Source organism: Zoogloea ramigera (assembly GCF_006539865.1).
Taxonomy (GTDB): domain Bacteria; phylum Pseudomonadota; class Gammaproteobacteria; order Burkholderiales; family Rhodocyclaceae; genus Zoogloea; species Zoogloea ramigera.
On sequence record NZ_BJNV01000009.1, the window covers coordinates 91,919 to 107,744 of the forward strand.

The following is a 15,826-nucleotide window of genomic DNA, read 5'->3' on the forward strand; positions in this document are numbered from 1 at the left end:
GAGTGCGTGCCGGTTGGCCGGCGCGATTTCTAGATTCACCCTGGGAACGAAGATATGAAAATCACCGTGGTCGGTACCGGTTACGTGGGCCTGGTGTCCGGCGCCTGTCTCGCCGAGATGGGCAACGACGTGCTGTGCCTGGACCTGGATCCCGAAAAGATCCGGATCCTCAAGGAGGGTGGCATCCCCATCCACGAGCCGGGCCTCGACCAGGTGGTGGCCCGCAACGTGGCGGCCGGCCGCCTGCATTTCACCACCGACGTCCAGGAAGCCGTCCAGTTCGGCACCATCCAGTTCATCGCCGTCGGCACGCCGCCTGACGAAGACGGCTCGGCCGACCTGCAGTACGTGCTGTCGGCGGCCAAGGCCATCGGCCGGCACATGACCGACTACAAGGTGATCGTCGACAAGAGCACCGTGCCGGTGGGCACCGCCGACAAGGTGAAGGCCGCCGTGCGCGCCGAGCTCGACGCCCGGGGCGAGAACATTCCCTACAGCGTCGTCTCGAACCCCGAGTTCCTGAAAGAGGGCGCCGCGGTCGACGACTTCATGCGGCCCGACCGCATCGTCGTCGGTGCCGAGGACGACCAGGCGATCTTCCTGATGAAGGCCCTCTACGCGCCGTTCCAGCGCAACCACGAGAAGCTGCTGATCATGGATCTGCGCAGCGCCGAGCTCACCAAGTACGCCGCCAACGCCATGCTGGCGACGCGCATCAGCTTCATGAACGAGCTGGCGTTGCTCGCCGAAACCCTTGGCGCCGACATCGAACTCGTCCGCCACGGCATCGGCAGCGATCCGCGCATCGGCTATCACTTTCTGTATGCCGGTTGCGGCTACGGTGGCTCGTGCTTCCCGAAGGATGTGAAGGCGCTGATCAAGACCGGCGCCGATTCCGGCCACAATCTGCGCGTGCTCAATGCCGTCGAGGACGCCAACGATGCCCAGAAGCTGGTGCTCGTCGACAAGGTCGTCGAGCGTTTTGGTGAAGACCTCAGCGGCAAGCATTTTGCCGTGTGGGGGCTGGCCTTCAAGCCGAACACCGACGACATGCGTGAGGCGCCGAGCCGGGTGATCATCGCCGAGCTGTTCCGCCGGGGTGCTACTGTAACGGCCTACGACCCGGTGGCGATGCCCGAAGCTCGCCGTGTTTTTGGCGAGGACGCGCGCCTTGTTTACGCCGAGCGGCCGATGCAGGCGCTCGATGATGCCGACGCGTTGCTCATCGTGACCGAGTGGAAGGAATTCCGCAGCCCCGACTTCGACGTCATCAAGGCCAAGCTGAAGAGCGGCATCATCTTCGATGGCCGCAACATCTTCGACCCGGCGCTGCCAAAGAAGGCCGGCCTGACCTACCTGAGCATCGGCCGCCCCTGAGCGGGCCGCCCGTCGCTCCCGAGGGCTTCCACGTGAAGCCCTTTTTTTATTGATATCTCCGGTGGCCTTGCGCTGGATCGCCCCCGCGCCCGGCATTTCGGTATCATCGGCCCGAATCCGACCTTCTCCCCTGGATCGCATGATGGAATTCAAGACTCTCGAGGACTATGTGGGCCACACCCCGCTGGTCCGGCTCAAGCGCATCGGCGCTGGGCGCAACAATGTCATCCTCGCCAAACTCGAGGGAAACAACCCAGCCGGTTCGGTGAAGGATCGGCCGGCACTGTCGATGATCCTGCGGGCCGAGGCGCGTGGCAGCATCCAGCCCGGCCAGACCCTCATCGAGGCGACCAGCGGCAACACCGGTATCGCGCTGGCGATGGCCGCCGCGATCCGCGGCTACGGGATGATTCTCGTGATGCCCGAGAACCAGAGCATCGAGCGCCGCCAGACCATGCGCGCCTTCGGCGCCGAGCTGGTGCTGACCCCCAAGGAAGGCGGCATGGAGCTTGCTCGCGATGTGGCCGAGCGCCTGCGCGACGAAGGGCGCGGCGTGATCCTCGATCAGTTCGCCAACCCGGACAACCCCCAGGCCCATATCGACGGCACCGGGCCGGAGCTCTGGGAGCAGACCGGCGGCACGATCACCCACTTTGTCAGCAGCATGGGCACCACCGGCACCATCATGGGCGTGTCCACCTACCTGAAGGGGCAGAACCCGGCGGTTCAGATCATCGGCTGCCAGCCTGCCGATGGCGCTCAGATCCCCGGTATCCGGAAGTGGCCGGAGGCCTACCTGCCACGCATCTACGACAAGGCCCGTGTCGATCGCCTTGAGTACGTGTCCCAGGCCGACGCCGAGGAGATGACCCGCCGCCTGGCGCGGGAGGAGGGCATCTTTGCCGGGATCTCTTCGGGGGGCTCGATGTGCGTCGCGCTGCGGCTTGCCGCCGAGCTCGAGAACGCGGTGATCGTCTCCATCGTCTGCGACCGGGGCGACCGCTATCTGTCCACCGGCGTCTTTCCCGCGTGATGCGTCGAATGGCCAGCACCTTAGTTTTTGACATCGAGACGATTCCCGATGTCGCCGGGATTCGCGCCCTCCATGGCCTGCCGGCCGAGCTCGACGACGAGGAGGTTGCCGAGTTCGCCTTCCAGCAGCGTCGGGCTGCCAACGGCACCGATTTTCTGCCCCATCACCTGCAGCGGGTGGTGACCATCTCGTGCGCGCTCCGGGATGTGAACCACTTCCGGGTTTTCTCGCTCTCCGAGCCCGACTGCACCGAGGGCGAGCTGATCCAGCGCTTCTTTGACGGCGTCGAGAAGTTCACGCCGCAGATCGTGTCCTGGAACGGCGGCGGTTTCGACCTGCCGGTGCTCCACTACCGGGGCATGCTCCACGGCGTCACGGCGCCGCGCTACTGGGATCTGGGGGACGGCGATTACAACGACTCCCGCGATTTCAAGTGGAACAACTATATCGGGCGCTATCACACCCGGCACCTCGACCTGATGGATCTCCTGGCGCTTTACCAGCCGCGGGCCAATGCACCCTTGGACGATCTGGCCAAGCTGATGGGTTTTCCCGGCAAGCTGGGCATGGACGGCTCGGCGGTGTGGAAGGGCTACTGCGAGGGGCGCATCGGCGAGATCCGCGACTACTGCGAAACCGACGTGGTCAACACCTACCTGGTCTTCCTGCGCTTCCAGCTGATGCGCGGTGTCTTCGATCGGGCGCACTACGACGCCGAAGTCGCTTTTGTGCGGGAATCCCTGGGCCGCCTCGAGGCGACGCACTGGCAGCGCTTTCTCGAAGCCTGGCCGGAGGGCGGCCTCTCTTCAAAATAGTTGAAGAAAGCTGTTGACAGTTTTCGGGGGTCGTCTATAATGCGGGCTTCTTAGGCGCGTAGCTCAGCTGGTTAGAGCACCACCTTGACATGGTGGGGGTCGTTGGTTCGAGTCCAATCGCGCCTACCAAACACCTAAGAGGAAAACGCAGATGTTTCGAACTTGCAGCGTTCAAGGCTAAGTAAAATCTGGTCTGCTGCAAGGCGTTTTTCGGTAGAGAAAAAAGTGCGGCCTGGCCGCACTTTTTTTTTGCCCTCAATTTATCGCGCGAGCCATCATGCCCAACATCACCTTGCCCGACGGTTCTGTTCGCAGCTTCGAACAGCCAGTGACGATTGCCCAGGTTGCCGCCTCCATCGGCGCCGGCCTGGCCCGTGCCGCGCTTGCCGGCAAGGTCGAGGGGCGTCTTGTCGACACCTCCCATCTCATCGAGCACGACACCCAGCTCTCGATCGTCACCGACAAGGATGCCGACGGCCTTGAGGTCATCCGCCACTCCACGGCGCACCTGCTGGCCTATGCGGTCAAGGAGCTGTTCCCCGACGCCCAGGTGACCATCGGGCCGGTGATCGACAACGGTTTTTACTACGACTTCTCCTACAAGCGCCCGTTCACGCCGGAAGACCTGGCCAAGATCGAGGCCCGCATGGGCGAGCTCGCCAAGCGCGACATCCCGGTCGAGCGCAGCGTGCTGCCGCGGGACGAGGCGGTGGCCTATTTCAAGTCCATCGGTGAGCACTACAAGGCCGAGATCATCGCTTCCATCCCCCAGGGTGAGGACGTCTCGCTGTATCGCGAGGGTGATTTCACCGACCTGTGCCGCGGGCCTCATGTGCCGTCCACCGGCAAGCTGAAGGTCTTCAAGCTGATGAAGGTGGCTGGCGCCTACTGGCGTGGCGACTCGAAGAACGAGATGCTGCAGCGCATCTACGGCACCGCCTGGGCCAAGAAGGAAGACCAGGACGCCTATCTGCACATGCTCGAAGAGGCCGAGAAGCGCGACCACCGGCGCCTTGGCAAGCAGCTCGACCTGTTCCACCTGCAGGAAGAGGCGCCGGGCATGGTGTTCTGGCACCCGAATGGGTGGACGCTCTGGCAGCAGATCGAGCAGTACATGCGCCGCGTCCTCACCGAGGCCGGCTACCAGGAAGTCAAGACGCCCCTGGTGATGGATCGCCAGCTGTGGGAGCGTTCCGGGCACTGGGATAACTACCGGGACAACATGTTCACCACCGAATCGGAGAAGCGCGACTACGCGATCAAACCGATGAACTGCCCCGGCCACGTGCAGATCTACAACCACGGCCTGCACTCCTATCGCGACCTGCCGCTGCGTCTCGCCGAGTTCGGCTCCTGCCACCGCAATGAGCCCTCCGGCGCGCTGCACGGCCTGATGCGGGTGCGCGGCTTCGTGCAGGACGATGCGCACATCTTCTGCACCGAAGATCAGATCGTGGCCGAAGTCACCGCCTTCAACGAGCTGCTGTCCCGCGTCTATCGCGACTTCGGCTTTACCGACGTGGCGGTCAAGTTGTCCCTGCGCCCCGAAAAGCGGGCCGGCAGCGACGAGGTCTGGGACAAGGCCGAGGGTGGCCTGCGCGAGGCGCTCGCCGCATCCGGCCACCAGTGGGAGGAGCTGCCCGGCGAGGGCGCCTTCTATGGCCCCAAGATCGAATATCACGTCAAGGATGCGCTGGGCCGCTCCTGGCAGTGCGGCACGATGCAGCTCGACTTCGTGCTGCCCGAACGCCTCGATGCCGAGTACGTGGCCGAGGACAACACCCGCCGTCGCCCGGTCATGCTGCACCGCGCGATCCTGGGTTCGCTGGAGCGTTTTATCGGCATTCTCATCGAAAACCACGCCGGTGCGCTGCCTATGTGGCTGTCGCCGGTGCAGGCGGTGGTGCTGAATATCTCGGAAGCGCAGGCCGATTATGTGGCCGAAGTCGTCAAGACGCTCCGCTCGCGGGGCTTCCGCGTCGAGGCCGATTTGCGCAACGAGAAAATTACTTATAAAATACGCGAACATAGCGTACGAAAGCTGCCTTACCTTCTCGTTGTCGGTGACAAGGAGAAAGCAGCCGATGTTGTTGCCGTACGCGCCCGGGGCAATCAAGACCTCGGCCAAATGTCCCTCGAGGAGGTCGTCGAGCGTTGGCAGCGTGAAATTTCCACGTTTGCCGGCACGGCCTGATTTTTTATTTTTTTGGAGATTTGAACCATAGCTCAGGATAAAAAGCTGCGCGTTAACGGCGAGATCAATGCGCTGGAAGTGCGCCTGACGGGTGAGGGCGGTGAGCAGGTCGGCATCGTTTCTTTGCGTGCTGCCCTCGAAGCGGCGGAAGAAGCCGGCGTTGATCTCGTGGAGATCGCGCCGATGGCCAAGCCGCCGGTGTGCCGCTTGATGGACTTCGGCAAGTACAAGTACGAAGAAGCCAAGCGTGCCCACGAGGCCAAGCAGAAGCAAAAGCAGATTCAGGTCAAGGAAGTCAAGCTCCGTCCGGGTACGGACGAGAACGACTACCAGATCAAGCTGCGCAACCTCATCAAGTTCCTGAACGAAGGTGACAAGGCCAAGGTGACGCTCCGCTTCCGCGGTCGCGAAATGGCGCACCAGGAGTTCGGCATGCGCCAGCTCGAGCGCGTCAAGGCTGACCTCGAAGAGATCGGCCAGGTGGAGCAGATGCCGAAGATGGAAGGGCGCCAGATGATCATGGTCATCGCCCCGAAGAAGAAGCACTGAAACCCGGCTGCGGGTTTCGCAGCGGGTTGTATTGAATTCCCGGTGCCCTGACGTTTAGTCAGGCGCCGGAATACGGCGGGCAGAATAGCCCGTCGGAAACAAGTGGTGACGGGTTGTTGAAGCGTGTCCGGAAGTCGGATGCCACCCGGGGCCATGTCATAAGCTGGAGTACTTCATGCCCAAGATGAAGACCAAGAGCGGCGCCGCCAAGCGGTTCAAAGTCCGCGCTGGTGGTAGCATCAAGCGTTCGCAGGCGTTCAAGCGCCACATCCTGACCAAGAAGACGACCAAGAGCAAGCGCCAGCTGCGCGGCATGACTGCCGTACACGCTGCGGACGAAAAGTCCATCCGCGCCATGATGCCCTACGCCTGATTTAGGAGAACGCAATGCCCCGAGTTAAACGCGGTGTAACCGCTCGCGCACGTCACAAGAAAGTCCTCGATCAAGCCAAGGGCTATCGCGGCCGTCGCAAGAACGTATATCGGATCGCCAAGCAGGCGGTCATGAAGGCTGGCCAGTACGCTTACCGCGACCGTCGTCAGCGCAAGCGTCAGTTCCGCGCCCTGTGGATCGCCCGTATCAACGCCGCTGCGCGTGAAGTCGGCCTGACCTACAGCCGCTTCATGAATGGCCTGAAGAAGGCTTCCATCGAAGTGGACCGCAAGGTGCTGGCCGATCTGGCCGTCTTCGACAAGCCCGCTTTTGCGGCGCTCGCCGAACAAGCCAAGGCCCAGCTCGCTGCGTAAGCTTACGCGGCACAAAAAAAGGAGGCCTGGCCTCCTTTTTTTTGTCCTGAACACCCGGGATACAGACTGAAAATGGATCAACTCGATCAACTCGTGGCGCAAGCCGGCGTCGACTTCGCCGCCGCGGCCGACAGTGCCGCCCTGGAAACCGCCAAGGCCCGCTATCTGGGCAAGGGCGGTTCGCTGACGGAGCTCCTGAAGGGCCTCGGCAAACTCGATCCGGAAGCCCGCAAGACCGCTGGCGCCGAGATCAACAAGGCCAAGTCCGCCATCGAGGCGCAGCTCAACGCCCGTCGTGACGCGCTCCAGCAGGCCGCCCTCGAGGCCCAGCTCGCCGCCGAAGCGCTCGACGTGACGCTGCCCGGCCGCGGTGCCGGCATCGGCGGCCTGCATCCGGTGGTGCGTACCCTCGAGCGTGTCGAACAGCTGTTCCGCTCGATCGGCTTCGACGTGGCCGAAGGCCCGGAGATCGAGACCGACTTCTACAATTTCACGGCACTGAACACCCCGGCCAACCACCCGGCGCGTTCGATGCACGACACCTTCTATCTGGAAAACGGCGACAACGTGCTGCTTCGCACGCACACCAGCCCGGTCCAGATCCGCGCCATGCAGGCCCACGTGGCGGCCTATAAAGACCGCGACACGATGCCCGAGCTGCGCGTGATCGCGCCGGGCCGCGTGTACCGCGTCGATTCCGACGCCACCCACTCGCCCATGTTCCACCAGGTCGAAGGCCTGTGGGTCGGCGAGTCGGTGAGCTTCGCCGACCTGAAGGGCGTGGTCGCCGATTTCCTGCGCAACTTCTTCGAGAGCGACGACCTGCAGGTGCGTTTCCGCCCCTCGTTCTTCCCGTTCACCGAGCCGTCCGCCGAGATCGACGTGGCCTTCATGAGCGGCGCCCTGAAGGGCCGCTGGCTGGAGATCGCCGGCTGCGGAATGATGCACCCCAACGTGCTGCGGCACGGCGGCATCGACCCCGAACGCTATACCGGCTTCGCCTTCGGCATGGGGCCCGACCGGCTCACCATGCTGCGGTATGGCGTCAATGACCTGCGCCTGTTCTTCGAAGGCGATCTTCGTTTCCTCGGTCAATTCAGGTAAGCCATGCAATTCTCAGAACTCTGGTTGCGCAGTTTCGTCAGCCCTGATCTCGATTCGGATCAGCTTGGGCATTTGCTCACCATGGCGGGGCTGGAAGTGGAGGAGCAGGACGGCGTGGCCGCCGTGTTCTCCAAGGTCGTCGTCGCGCAGATCGTCGAGGCCGAGAAGCACCCCAACGCCGACAAGCTGCGCGTCTGCAAGGTGGACGCGGGGCAGGGCGAGCTGCTGCAGATCGTCTGCGGCGCCCCCAATGCGGCCGCCGGCATCAAGATCCCGTGCGCGCTGGTGGGCGCCGACCTGGCCGGTTTCGGCATCAAGGCGGCCAAGCTGCGCGGTGTCGAATCCTTCGGGATGCTGTGCTCCGCCAAGGAGCTCGGCATCTCTGACGAGAGCGGCGGCCTGCTGGTGCTGCCCGAGGACGCCCCGGTCGGCACCGACCTGCGCGATTACCTGGCCCTCGACGACACCCTGTTCACCATCAAGCTGACCCCCAACCGCGCCGACTGCCTCAGCCTCACCGGCATCGCCCGCGAAGTGGCGGCCCTCACCGGCAGCCCGCTCAGCCTCGTTGCCTGCGCGCCGGTGGCCGCGGCCCACGCCGACACCCGCGCGATCGTGCTCGACGCGCCGGAAGCCTGCCCGCGCTACGCTGGCCGCATCATCCGCGGCGTCGACGCCAAGGCATCGACCCCCGAGTGGATGAAGCAGCGCCTCGCGCGTAGCGGCATCCGCTCGATCAGCGCGCTCGTCGACGTCACCAACTACGTGATGCTCGAGCTCGGCCAGCCGCTGCACGCCTTCGACAACGCCAAGCTTGCCGGCGCGATCCACGTGCGCCTGCCCCAGCCAGGCGAGCAGGTGCTGCTCCTCAACGGCCAGACCATCACGCCCGCCGCCGACACCCTGCTGATCGCCGACGAAGCCCGCGCCCTGGCGCTGGCCGGCATCATGGGCGGCGAAGACAGCGGGATCACCCTCGATACCACCGAACTCTTCCTCGAGAGCGCCTTCTTCGCCCCCGACGCCATCGCCGGCCGGGCCCGCGCCTACGGCTTCTCGTCGGATGCCTCGTATCGCTTCGAGCGCGGCGTCGATTTTGCGCTGGCCGGCCAGGCCATCGAGCGCGCCACGCGCCTCATCCTCGACATCTGCGGCGGCGAAGCCGGCCCGGTGGTCGAGGCCGTCGCCGCCGACAAGCTGCCCGCCCGCGCGCCTATCCGCCTGCGCGCCAGCCGCGTGCGCCGCGTGCTCGGCATCGACCTCAGCGCCGACGCGGTGGCTGGCATGTTCGAGCGCCTCGAGCTGCAGGTCAGCCGCGAGGGCGACGACTTCATCGTCACGCCGCCGTCCTACCGCTTCGACGTGGAGATCGAGGAAGACCTGATCGAAGAGATCGCCCGCATCCACGGCTACGACAACATCCCGAGCCACGCCCCGCGTGGCCCGATCACCATGTTGCCGCGCCCCGAGGCGAAGCGCGACACGATGTCGCTGCGCCGCCAGGTGGCCGCCCGCGAGTACCAGGAAGTCATCAACTTCGCCTTCGTCGAAGAGGCCTGGGAGAAGGACCTCGCCGGCAACACCAACCCGGTGCGCCTCGCCAACCCCATCGCCAGCCAGATGAGCGTGATGCGCTCGACGCTGATCGGCGGCCTGGTGGCCAACGTCGTCACCAACCGCAAGCGCCAGACCACGCGCGTGCGCGTCTTCGAGATCGGCCGCTGCTTCGCCCACGACGCCGCCGGCCAGCCCGTCGACGGCTACCACCAGCCGGTGCGCATCGCCGCACTGGCGGCGGGTTTCGCCAAACCCGAGCAGTGGGGCGAGGCCAACCGCAACGTCGATTTCTTCGACGTCAAGGCCGACCTCGAGGCGCTGCTCTTCCCGCGCGTCGCCGAGTTCGAGCGGGCCAGCCACCCGGCCCTGCACCCGGGCCGCTCGGCCTCGGTGAAGGTCGATGGCAAGGTCGTCGGCTTCATCGGCGAAGTCCATCCGGTGTGGGTCCAGCGCTATGAGCTGGGCACCGCGCCGGTGGTCTTCGAGCTCGACCTCGACGTGCTCCTGCAAAGCGTCACCCCGGCCTACGCCGAGCTGTCGCGCTTCCCGGCGGTCACCCGCGACCTGGCCCTGGTGGTCGATCAGCAGGTGGCGTCAGGCGCGCTGCTCGCCGGTCTGCAGGCGGTCGCGCCGGCCATCGTCCAGCGCATCGAGCTCTTCGACCAGTACCAGGGCAAGGGTGTCGAGCCGAACCGGAAAAGCCTTGCTTTCCGGGTGGTGATGCAAGAAACTCAGCGCACCCTCGAAGACACCGAAGTCGATGCTGCAATGAACGCCCTGACCCGCCACGCCGAAGAAGCACTCGGCGCCAAGCTGCGGGGTTGATGCACATGAGCATGACCCTTACCAAGGCCGAGCTTGCCGATCTGCTCTTCGAGCAGGTGGGGCTCAACAAGCGCGAAGCCAAAGACATGGTGGAGTGTTTCTTCGAGGAGATCCGTCTGGCGCTGGAGCGCGGCGATTGCGTCAAGCTCTCGGGTTTCGGCAACTTCCAGTTGCGCGAGAAGCCCCAGCGCCCCGGTCGCAACCCCAAGACGGGCGAAGAGATCCCGATTACAGCCCGGCGCGTGGTGACCTTCCACGCCAGCCAGAAGCTGAAGGCCAATGTGGAGCAGCTGAGTGATGTTGCAGAGTGAAACCCCGGCGGCGGCCGAGTTGCCGCCGATTCCCGCCAAGCGTTATTTCACGATAGGCGAAGTCAGCGAGCTGTGCGGCGTGAAGCCCCACGTGCTGCGTTACTGGGAGCAGGAATTCACCCAGCTGCGGCCCGTCAAGCGGGGCGGCAACCGGCGCTACTACCAGCACCATGAGGTGCTGCTGATCCGCCGCATCCGCGAACTGCTGTACCAGGACGGCTTCACCATCTCCGGCGCCCGCAACCGCCTCGACGAGCTCGCCTCCCGCAAGCGCGAGGACGCCGAAGAGGCTATCGGCCTGCGCGAGCAGCTCGCCTCGGTGCGTTCCGAGATCAAATCCCTCCTGCAGATCCTGCAGGGCTGAGCGGCGCGGCGTGCGTGCCGCGTCGACCCATGCTCTCCGGCGGCGCCGTCCTGGCGCCGCCAGCGTTTTCCCCCCCATTCACTTTTTCCGGATCTTCCCATGACCTACTGTGTCAGCATGTTGCTCGACGCGGGTATGGTGTTTTTGTCCGATTCCCGCACCAATGCGGGTGTCGACCACATCAACACCTTCCGCAAGATGAGCATTTTCCAGCGCCCCGGCGAGCGCGTGATGGTGCTGATGAGCTCGGGCAACCTGGCGATCACCCAGCAGCTCGTGTCGATGTTGCGGGAATCCATGGCCGCCCAGGACGGGCGAGAGAACCTGTGGACGGCCCCCAACATGTTCGAGGCGGCCCGCCACATCGGCGAAACCCTGCGTGAGGTGCACAACCGCGACGCCGATGCCCTGCAGAAGTTCGGCATCGACTTCACCGCGGCGCTGATCCTCGGTGGCCAGATCGGCCGCGAGCAGCCGCGCCTGTTCCAGATCTACGCCGCCGGCAATTTCATCGAGGCGACCCCCGACACGCCGTATTTCCAGATCGGTGAGTCGAAGTACGGCAAACCGATCATCGACCGCGTCGTGAAGCGCCACACCACCCTCGACGAAGCGGCCAAGCTGGCGCTGATCTCGATGGATTCGACGATCCGCTCCAACCTGTCGGTGGGCCTGCCCCTCGACCTCGCCATCATCAAGACCGATGCGCTGGCGATCTCGTCCCACGTGAACATCGACGCGAAGAACGAGTATTTCGCGATGATCCGCAACCGCTGGAGCGAAGCCCTCGGCCACGCCTTCGCCGAACTTCCCGACGCCGACCTGGTGGACAAGGGCGACGAGTTCCAGGCGCAGTGAGTTTCTCCGCGTTGATCTGGTATTGCAAATGGGTAGGTCGGGTTAGCGCAGCGTAACCCGACATCGGCCGCGCCAGCTCGAAGTGTGGTGTCGGGTTACGCCCTGTGGGCTAACCCGACCTACCGACCTCCGTGGGTGCACAAGCGCCGCCTCACCACCCCTGGGCCTGGCGCTTCGCCTGCTCGCATTCGTGGCGGAACATCAGAAACTGGCGCAGGCGGCGTGGGTCGATCTGGCCCGCTTCGGCGGCGGTCTGCAGCGCGCAGCCCGGCTCGGCGTCGTGGCGGCAGTCGCGGAAGCGGCACTGGCCCACGTAGGGCCGGAACTCCCGGAAGCTCGCCTCCAGGGCCTCGGCGTCGAGGTGGGCGAGGCCGAAGGTCTGCATCCCCGGGCTGTCGATGATGCCGCCGCCCTCGGGCAGTGGATAGAGCCGCGCGAAGGTGGTGGTGTGCTTGCCGGTGTCCAGCACCTCCGAGATCTCCCGGGTCTGGGCGCGGGCCTCGGGGATCAGGGCGTTGGTGAGCGTCGACTTGCCCATCCCCGACTGCCCGACCAGCAGGCTGGTTTCGCCCACCAGGCGCTCGCGCAGGGCATCCACGTCGCCCAGGGCCGACAGCTCGAGGATCGGGTAGCCCAGCGCTGCGAACGGGGCGAGCAGCGCACGGCTGTTTTCCAGGCCGGCGCTGATGTCGGCCTTGTTGAGCACGATCAGCGTTTTGAGGTGCTGGCTTTCGGCGGCGCACAGGCAGCGCGACAAGAACTCGTCCGAGAAGCTCGGCTCGGTGGCCACCACCAGCACCACCTGGGTCGCGTTGGCGGCGATCAGCTTCTGGCGCCAGGCATCGGAGCGGTAGAGCAGGCTGCTGCGCTCCTCGAGCTTGTCGATCACGCCCTGGCCGGGGCCGGTGACGCCCACCTTCACCCGGTCGCCGCAGGCAAACACGCTCTTCTTGCCGCGCGGCACGCACAGCAGGATCTCGCCGGTGGTGGTGCGCACTTCATATTGGCGCCCGAAGGCGGCGATCAGGGTTCCATCGAGTTTCATCGGGCGGCCTGCAGGCGCGCGATACGGATCGCGGCGGGGGGGTGGGAGTCGTAGATGCTGGAGTACAGCGGGTCGGGCGTGAGCGTGGAGGCGTTGTCGCGGTACAGCTTGACCAGCGCGCTCACCAGGGCGGCGGCCGGGGCCTGGCGGGCCGCGTAGGCGTCGGCCTCGAACTCGTGGCGGCGCGACCAGCGGCTCATCAGCGGGGTGAGCGGAAAGGTGAACACCGGCAGCACCAGCGCGAACAGCAGCAGCGTGGCCGCGGTGCCCTGGCTGGCCAGCCCCAGGCCCTCGAAGAACCAGGCCTGGCCGGCCAGGTGGCCGAGCAGCGCAAAGAAGCCCAGGCTGCCAGCGCCGATCACCGCCAGGCGCTTCCACAGGTGGTGGTGATGGTAGTGGCCGAGCTCGTGGGCCAGCACCGCCTCCACCTCGGGTGGGTCGAGCTTGGCCAGCAGGGTGTCGAAGAAGACGATCCGCTTGCTCCCGCCAAAACCGGTGAAATAGGCGTTGCCGTGGGCCGAGCGCTTGGAGCCGTCCATCACGAAGAGGCCCGACAGGCGGAAGCCGCAGCGCGTCATCAGGCCCTCGATGCGCGCCTTCAGCGGGCCGTCGTCGAGGGGCTGGAACTTGTTGAAGAGCGGCGCGATGAAGGTGGGGTACACCAGCATCACCAGCAGGTTGAAGCCCAGCCAGAAGGCCCACACATACAGCCACCACAGCCCGCCCATGGCCTCCATCAGCCACAGCACGAAGGCGATCAGCGGCAGCCCGATGACGGCCGCCAGCACCACGCCCTTCACGGTGTCGGCCACGAAGAGGCCCGGGGTGAGCCGGTTGAAGCCAAAGCGGGCCTCGAGCACGAAGCTGCGGTAGAGCCCAATGGGCAGCTCGATCAGCCACGACACGACGCCCACCGCGCTCACGAAGGCCACCCCGTGGGCCAGGCTGCCGGCCTCAAGGAAGCGGGCGCACAGATCGTGCAGTGCCTGCAGCCCGCCGCCCACGGTGAGCGCCAGCAACAGCACCGCGGAGACGACGACATCGACCATGCCCAGGCGCACCCGCGCCACCGTGTAGTCGGCGGCCTTCTGGTGGGCGTCGAGGCTGATCGTGGCGGCGAAGGCGCCGGGCACCGCGGCCCGGTGGGCGGCCACGTGGGCCGCCTGGCGCCGGGCCAGCCACAGGCGGCACAGCAGGCCGACGCCCAGGGCGACGAGGAACAGGGCGGAGAAGCGGGTGGAGGTCATGGGCCGGAGCGGATCGGGAAAAACGGGGGAGGGCAGGTCGATTGCGGGGCCAGTACAGGGCTGGAACAGGGCAGGCAGCCGCCCGGAGGGCGTAGAATCGCGCCTTTACCGCAAAAAGCGACTGGATTATGGCACAGGACCAGAATCACCTCATCTGGCTGGACATGGAAATGACCGGCCTCAACCCCGACAGCGACCGCATCATCGAGATGGCGATGGTCGTCACCAACAGCAAGCTCGAGGTGATCGCCGAAGGCCCGGTGATCGCCGTGCATCAGCCCGACGCGGTGCTCGAGGGCATGGACGAGTGGAACAAGAACACCCACGGCCGCTCCGGCCTGATCGAGCGCGTCAAGGCCTCGACCATTGACGAAGCCGCCGCCGAGGCGCTCTACCTCGACTTCATGCGCGAATACATCCCCTCGCGCACCTCGCCCATGTGCGGCAACTCCATCGGCCAGGACCGCCGCTTCATGGCCCGCTACATGCCCAAGCTTGAAGACTGGTTCCACTACCGCAACCTGGATGTGTCCACCCTCAAGGAGCTCTGCCGCCGCTGGCGCCCGGATGTATACAAGGGCATCGAAAAGAAGGGCGCCCACCAGGCCCTGGCCGACATCCACGAATCCATCGCCGAGCTGCGCTACTACCGGGAACACTTCCTGAAGGTCTGACGTTAAAGGTCTGACGTGCTCCCCTTCACCTGGCGCGCCTGGCTCCGCCGCCACCGGCGCCGGCTCATCGGGCTGGCGCTGGTCGTCGGCTTCTTCTATGCCCTGGGCTACTTCAGCCACCCGGTGACCTCGCCGCTGATGTGCAAGATCTACGGGTGAGGGCGCACCTACAGCCCACGACATACCGTCAGCCCGCGTAGGTCGGGTTAGCCCGCAGGGCGTAACCCGACACCCCCACCCCCAAGCCTCCCCCGCGGCGCACTGCCGCTTTGTGCCATGCGCATGTTTTTGTATCTGTAATGAGTGCGTTCGGGTAGCATCTGTTCCTGTCCCCGAGCTGGATAAAACCCCAGAGCAACGGTGTCTTCCCTCAACCCGCACCCAGGAGCAAAGCATGCCGCAGAATCTCGTATCCCTTCGTCTGTCTGCCGAAACGCTGGCAGCCGTCGATCAGGCTATCGGCACCCTCGAGGCGTTCAGCAAGCCCATGCGTACCCTTACCGCCGATGAAATCCGTGCCCTCACCAAGATGGGTGATAAATCGGCCGACTTCTGCCGGCAGACGGCGATGGTGCTGGAGCAGAATCAGGACGTCATCCCGGCGAGCTTCGACCTCGAAAAGATGCAGGGCGACCTGGTCGTCATCGATGCCCTGGACCGGCAGATCCTGCGCCTCAAGGAGATCATCGCAAAAATGGGGGACACCCGGATCGCCCTGGGCAGCGAGATCATGACGGCGGCCTCCGACGGCTATGCGCTGATGACGATGTTCGGCAAGGCGGAAGGCTTGAGCGCGCTGCAGCAGGCCATGAAGGTGCGGCGCCCCGGCCGCCCACGTTCGGGGCCCGACAAGGCCTGAAGGGCCGGCAAGGTTTTTACATGAAAGGCGGGAGAGATCCCGCCTTTCTGTTTTCTTGCATCATCATGGCCTCGAAAGATCCGGCTCACGGAATTTTTATTGTGCTCCGGTCCAGGAAAGATGCGGCCCGCTGATTTTTAAATCGGTTTGATGGATTTAAAAATTCGTCAGCCGGATCTCAAGGCAGGCAGCGCGATATTCTTGATCTGGATTTCGGATCTTTAAATCTGCCCGGGCCATCTTTAAATCTGCGTGGGTGATTTATTG

17 protein-coding genes and 1 tRNA gene are annotated in these 15,826 nt (G+C 64.9%); 16 read left to right on the forward strand and 2 right to left on the reverse strand.

What is annotated here, in order from left to right:
• Positions 1-54 precede the first annotated feature (54 nt).
• From ZRA01_RS03975 to ZRA01_RS04035, 13 genes are all read left to right on the forward strand, one after another.
• Positions 55-1,377, forward strand: coding sequence for a UDP-glucose dehydrogenase family protein (locus ZRA01_RS03975; RefSeq protein ID WP_141349515.1), 1,323 nt, complete (start codon positions 55-57; stop codon positions 1,375-1,377).
• 142 nt (positions 1,378-1,519) lie between these two features.
• Entirely contained in the window at positions 1,520-2,410 is an 891-nt protein-coding gene (cysM, locus tag ZRA01_RS03980) for a cysteine synthase CysM (RefSeq protein ID WP_141349517.1), read from the forward strand.
• An 8-nt stretch (positions 2,411-2,418) separates the two neighbouring features.
• A complete protein-coding gene (locus tag ZRA01_RS03985; RefSeq protein WP_141349519.1) occupies positions 2,419-3,225 on the forward strand; it encodes a 3'-5' exonuclease in 807 nt (268 codons plus the stop codon).
• A gap of 52 nt (positions 3,226-3,277) precedes the next feature.
• Positions 3,278-3,354: transfer RNA gene (locus ZRA01_RS03990), tRNA-Val, on the forward strand.
• A 148-nt stretch (positions 3,355-3,502) separates the two neighbouring features.
• The gene (thrS, locus tag ZRA01_RS03995; protein ID WP_141349521.1) at positions 3,503-5,419 is read left to right on the forward strand and encodes a threonine--tRNA ligase; all 1,917 of its coding nucleotides are present in this window, start codon (positions 3,503-3,505) and stop codon (positions 5,417-5,419) included.
• 45 nt (positions 5,420-5,464) lie between these two features.
• Positions 5,465-5,968: a translation initiation factor IF-3 gene (gene infC / locus ZRA01_RS04000; protein ID WP_246093276.1), complete on the forward strand. Its 504-nt coding sequence runs from the start codon at positions 5,465-5,467 to the stop codon at positions 5,966-5,968.
• Between the two features lie 175 nt (positions 5,969-6,143).
• Positions 6,144-6,341: a 50S ribosomal protein L35 gene (gene rpmI / locus ZRA01_RS04005; RefSeq protein WP_141349525.1), complete on the forward strand. Its 198-nt coding sequence runs from the start codon at positions 6,144-6,146 to the stop codon at positions 6,339-6,341.
• 14 nt (positions 6,342-6,355) lie between these two features.
• Positions 6,356-6,715, forward strand: coding sequence for a 50S ribosomal protein L20 (rplT, locus tag ZRA01_RS04010; protein WP_141349527.1), 360 nt, complete (start codon positions 6,356-6,358; stop codon positions 6,713-6,715).
• A 72-nt stretch (positions 6,716-6,787) separates the two neighbouring features.
• Positions 6,788-7,819, forward strand: a complete 1,032-nt coding sequence (pheS, locus tag ZRA01_RS04015) for a phenylalanine--tRNA ligase subunit alpha (protein ID WP_141349529.1) — start codon at positions 6,788-6,790, stop codon at positions 7,817-7,819.
• A gap of 3 nt (positions 7,820-7,822) precedes the next feature.
• Positions 7,823-10,201 (forward strand): phenylalanine--tRNA ligase subunit beta, encoded by a 2,379-nt coding sequence (pheT, locus tag ZRA01_RS04020; RefSeq protein ID WP_141349531.1) that lies wholly within the window; start codon positions 7,823-7,825, stop codon positions 10,199-10,201.
• Positions 10,202-10,206: 5 nt separating this feature from the next.
• Complete coding sequence (locus ZRA01_RS04025) at positions 10,207-10,512, forward strand: integration host factor subunit alpha (RefSeq protein ID WP_170182902.1); 306 nt, start codon at positions 10,207-10,209, stop codon at positions 10,510-10,512.
• The gene (locus ZRA01_RS04030; protein ID WP_141349533.1) at positions 10,499-10,876 is read left to right on the forward strand and encodes a MerR family transcriptional regulator; all 378 of its coding nucleotides are present in this window, start codon (positions 10,499-10,501) and stop codon (positions 10,874-10,876) included. The genes ZRA01_RS04025 and ZRA01_RS04030 overlap by 14 nt, the downstream gene beginning before the upstream one ends.
• A gap of 99 nt (positions 10,877-10,975) precedes the next feature.
• On the forward strand, positions 10,976-11,734 hold the full coding sequence (locus ZRA01_RS04035; protein ID WP_141349535.1) for a proteasome-type protease: 759 nt from the start codon (positions 10,976-10,978) through the stop codon (positions 11,732-11,734).
• A 151-nt stretch (positions 11,735-11,885) separates the two neighbouring features.
• Here ZRA01_RS04035 and rsgA read toward each other — a convergent pair whose 3' ends face one another.
• Both rsgA and ZRA01_RS04045 read right to left on the reverse strand, forming a co-directional pair.
• The gene (gene rsgA / locus ZRA01_RS04040) at positions 11,886-12,779 is read right to left on the reverse strand and encodes a ribosome small subunit-dependent GTPase A (protein WP_141349537.1); all 894 of its coding nucleotides are present in this window, start codon (positions 12,777-12,779) and stop codon (positions 11,886-11,888) included.
• Positions 12,776-14,026, reverse strand: a complete 1,251-nt coding sequence (locus ZRA01_RS04045; protein ID WP_141349539.1) for a M48 family metallopeptidase — start codon at positions 14,024-14,026, stop codon at positions 12,776-12,778. Before ZRA01_RS04045 ends, rsgA begins: the two co-directional genes overlap by 4 nt.
• A gap of 128 nt (positions 14,027-14,154) precedes the next feature.
• Between ZRA01_RS04045 and orn the strand changes: the two genes are divergently transcribed.
• The 3 genes from orn to ZRA01_RS04055 all read left to right on the forward strand — a co-directional run bounded on the left by orn (position 14,155) and on the right by ZRA01_RS04055 (position 15,559).
• The gene (gene orn / locus ZRA01_RS04050) at positions 14,155-14,700 is read left to right on the forward strand and encodes an oligoribonuclease (RefSeq protein WP_141349541.1); all 546 of its coding nucleotides are present in this window, start codon (positions 14,155-14,157) and stop codon (positions 14,698-14,700) included.
• Positions 14,701-14,715: 15 nt separating this feature from the next.
• Positions 14,716-14,859, forward strand: coding sequence for a hypothetical protein (locus ZRA01_RS20480; RefSeq protein WP_170182903.1), 144 nt, complete (start codon positions 14,716-14,718; stop codon positions 14,857-14,859).
• Between the two features lie 235 nt (positions 14,860-15,094).
• Positions 15,095-15,559 (forward strand): hypothetical protein, encoded by a 465-nt coding sequence (locus ZRA01_RS04055; protein WP_141349543.1) that lies wholly within the window; start codon positions 15,095-15,097, stop codon positions 15,557-15,559.
• Positions 15,560-15,826 lie beyond the last annotated feature (267 nt).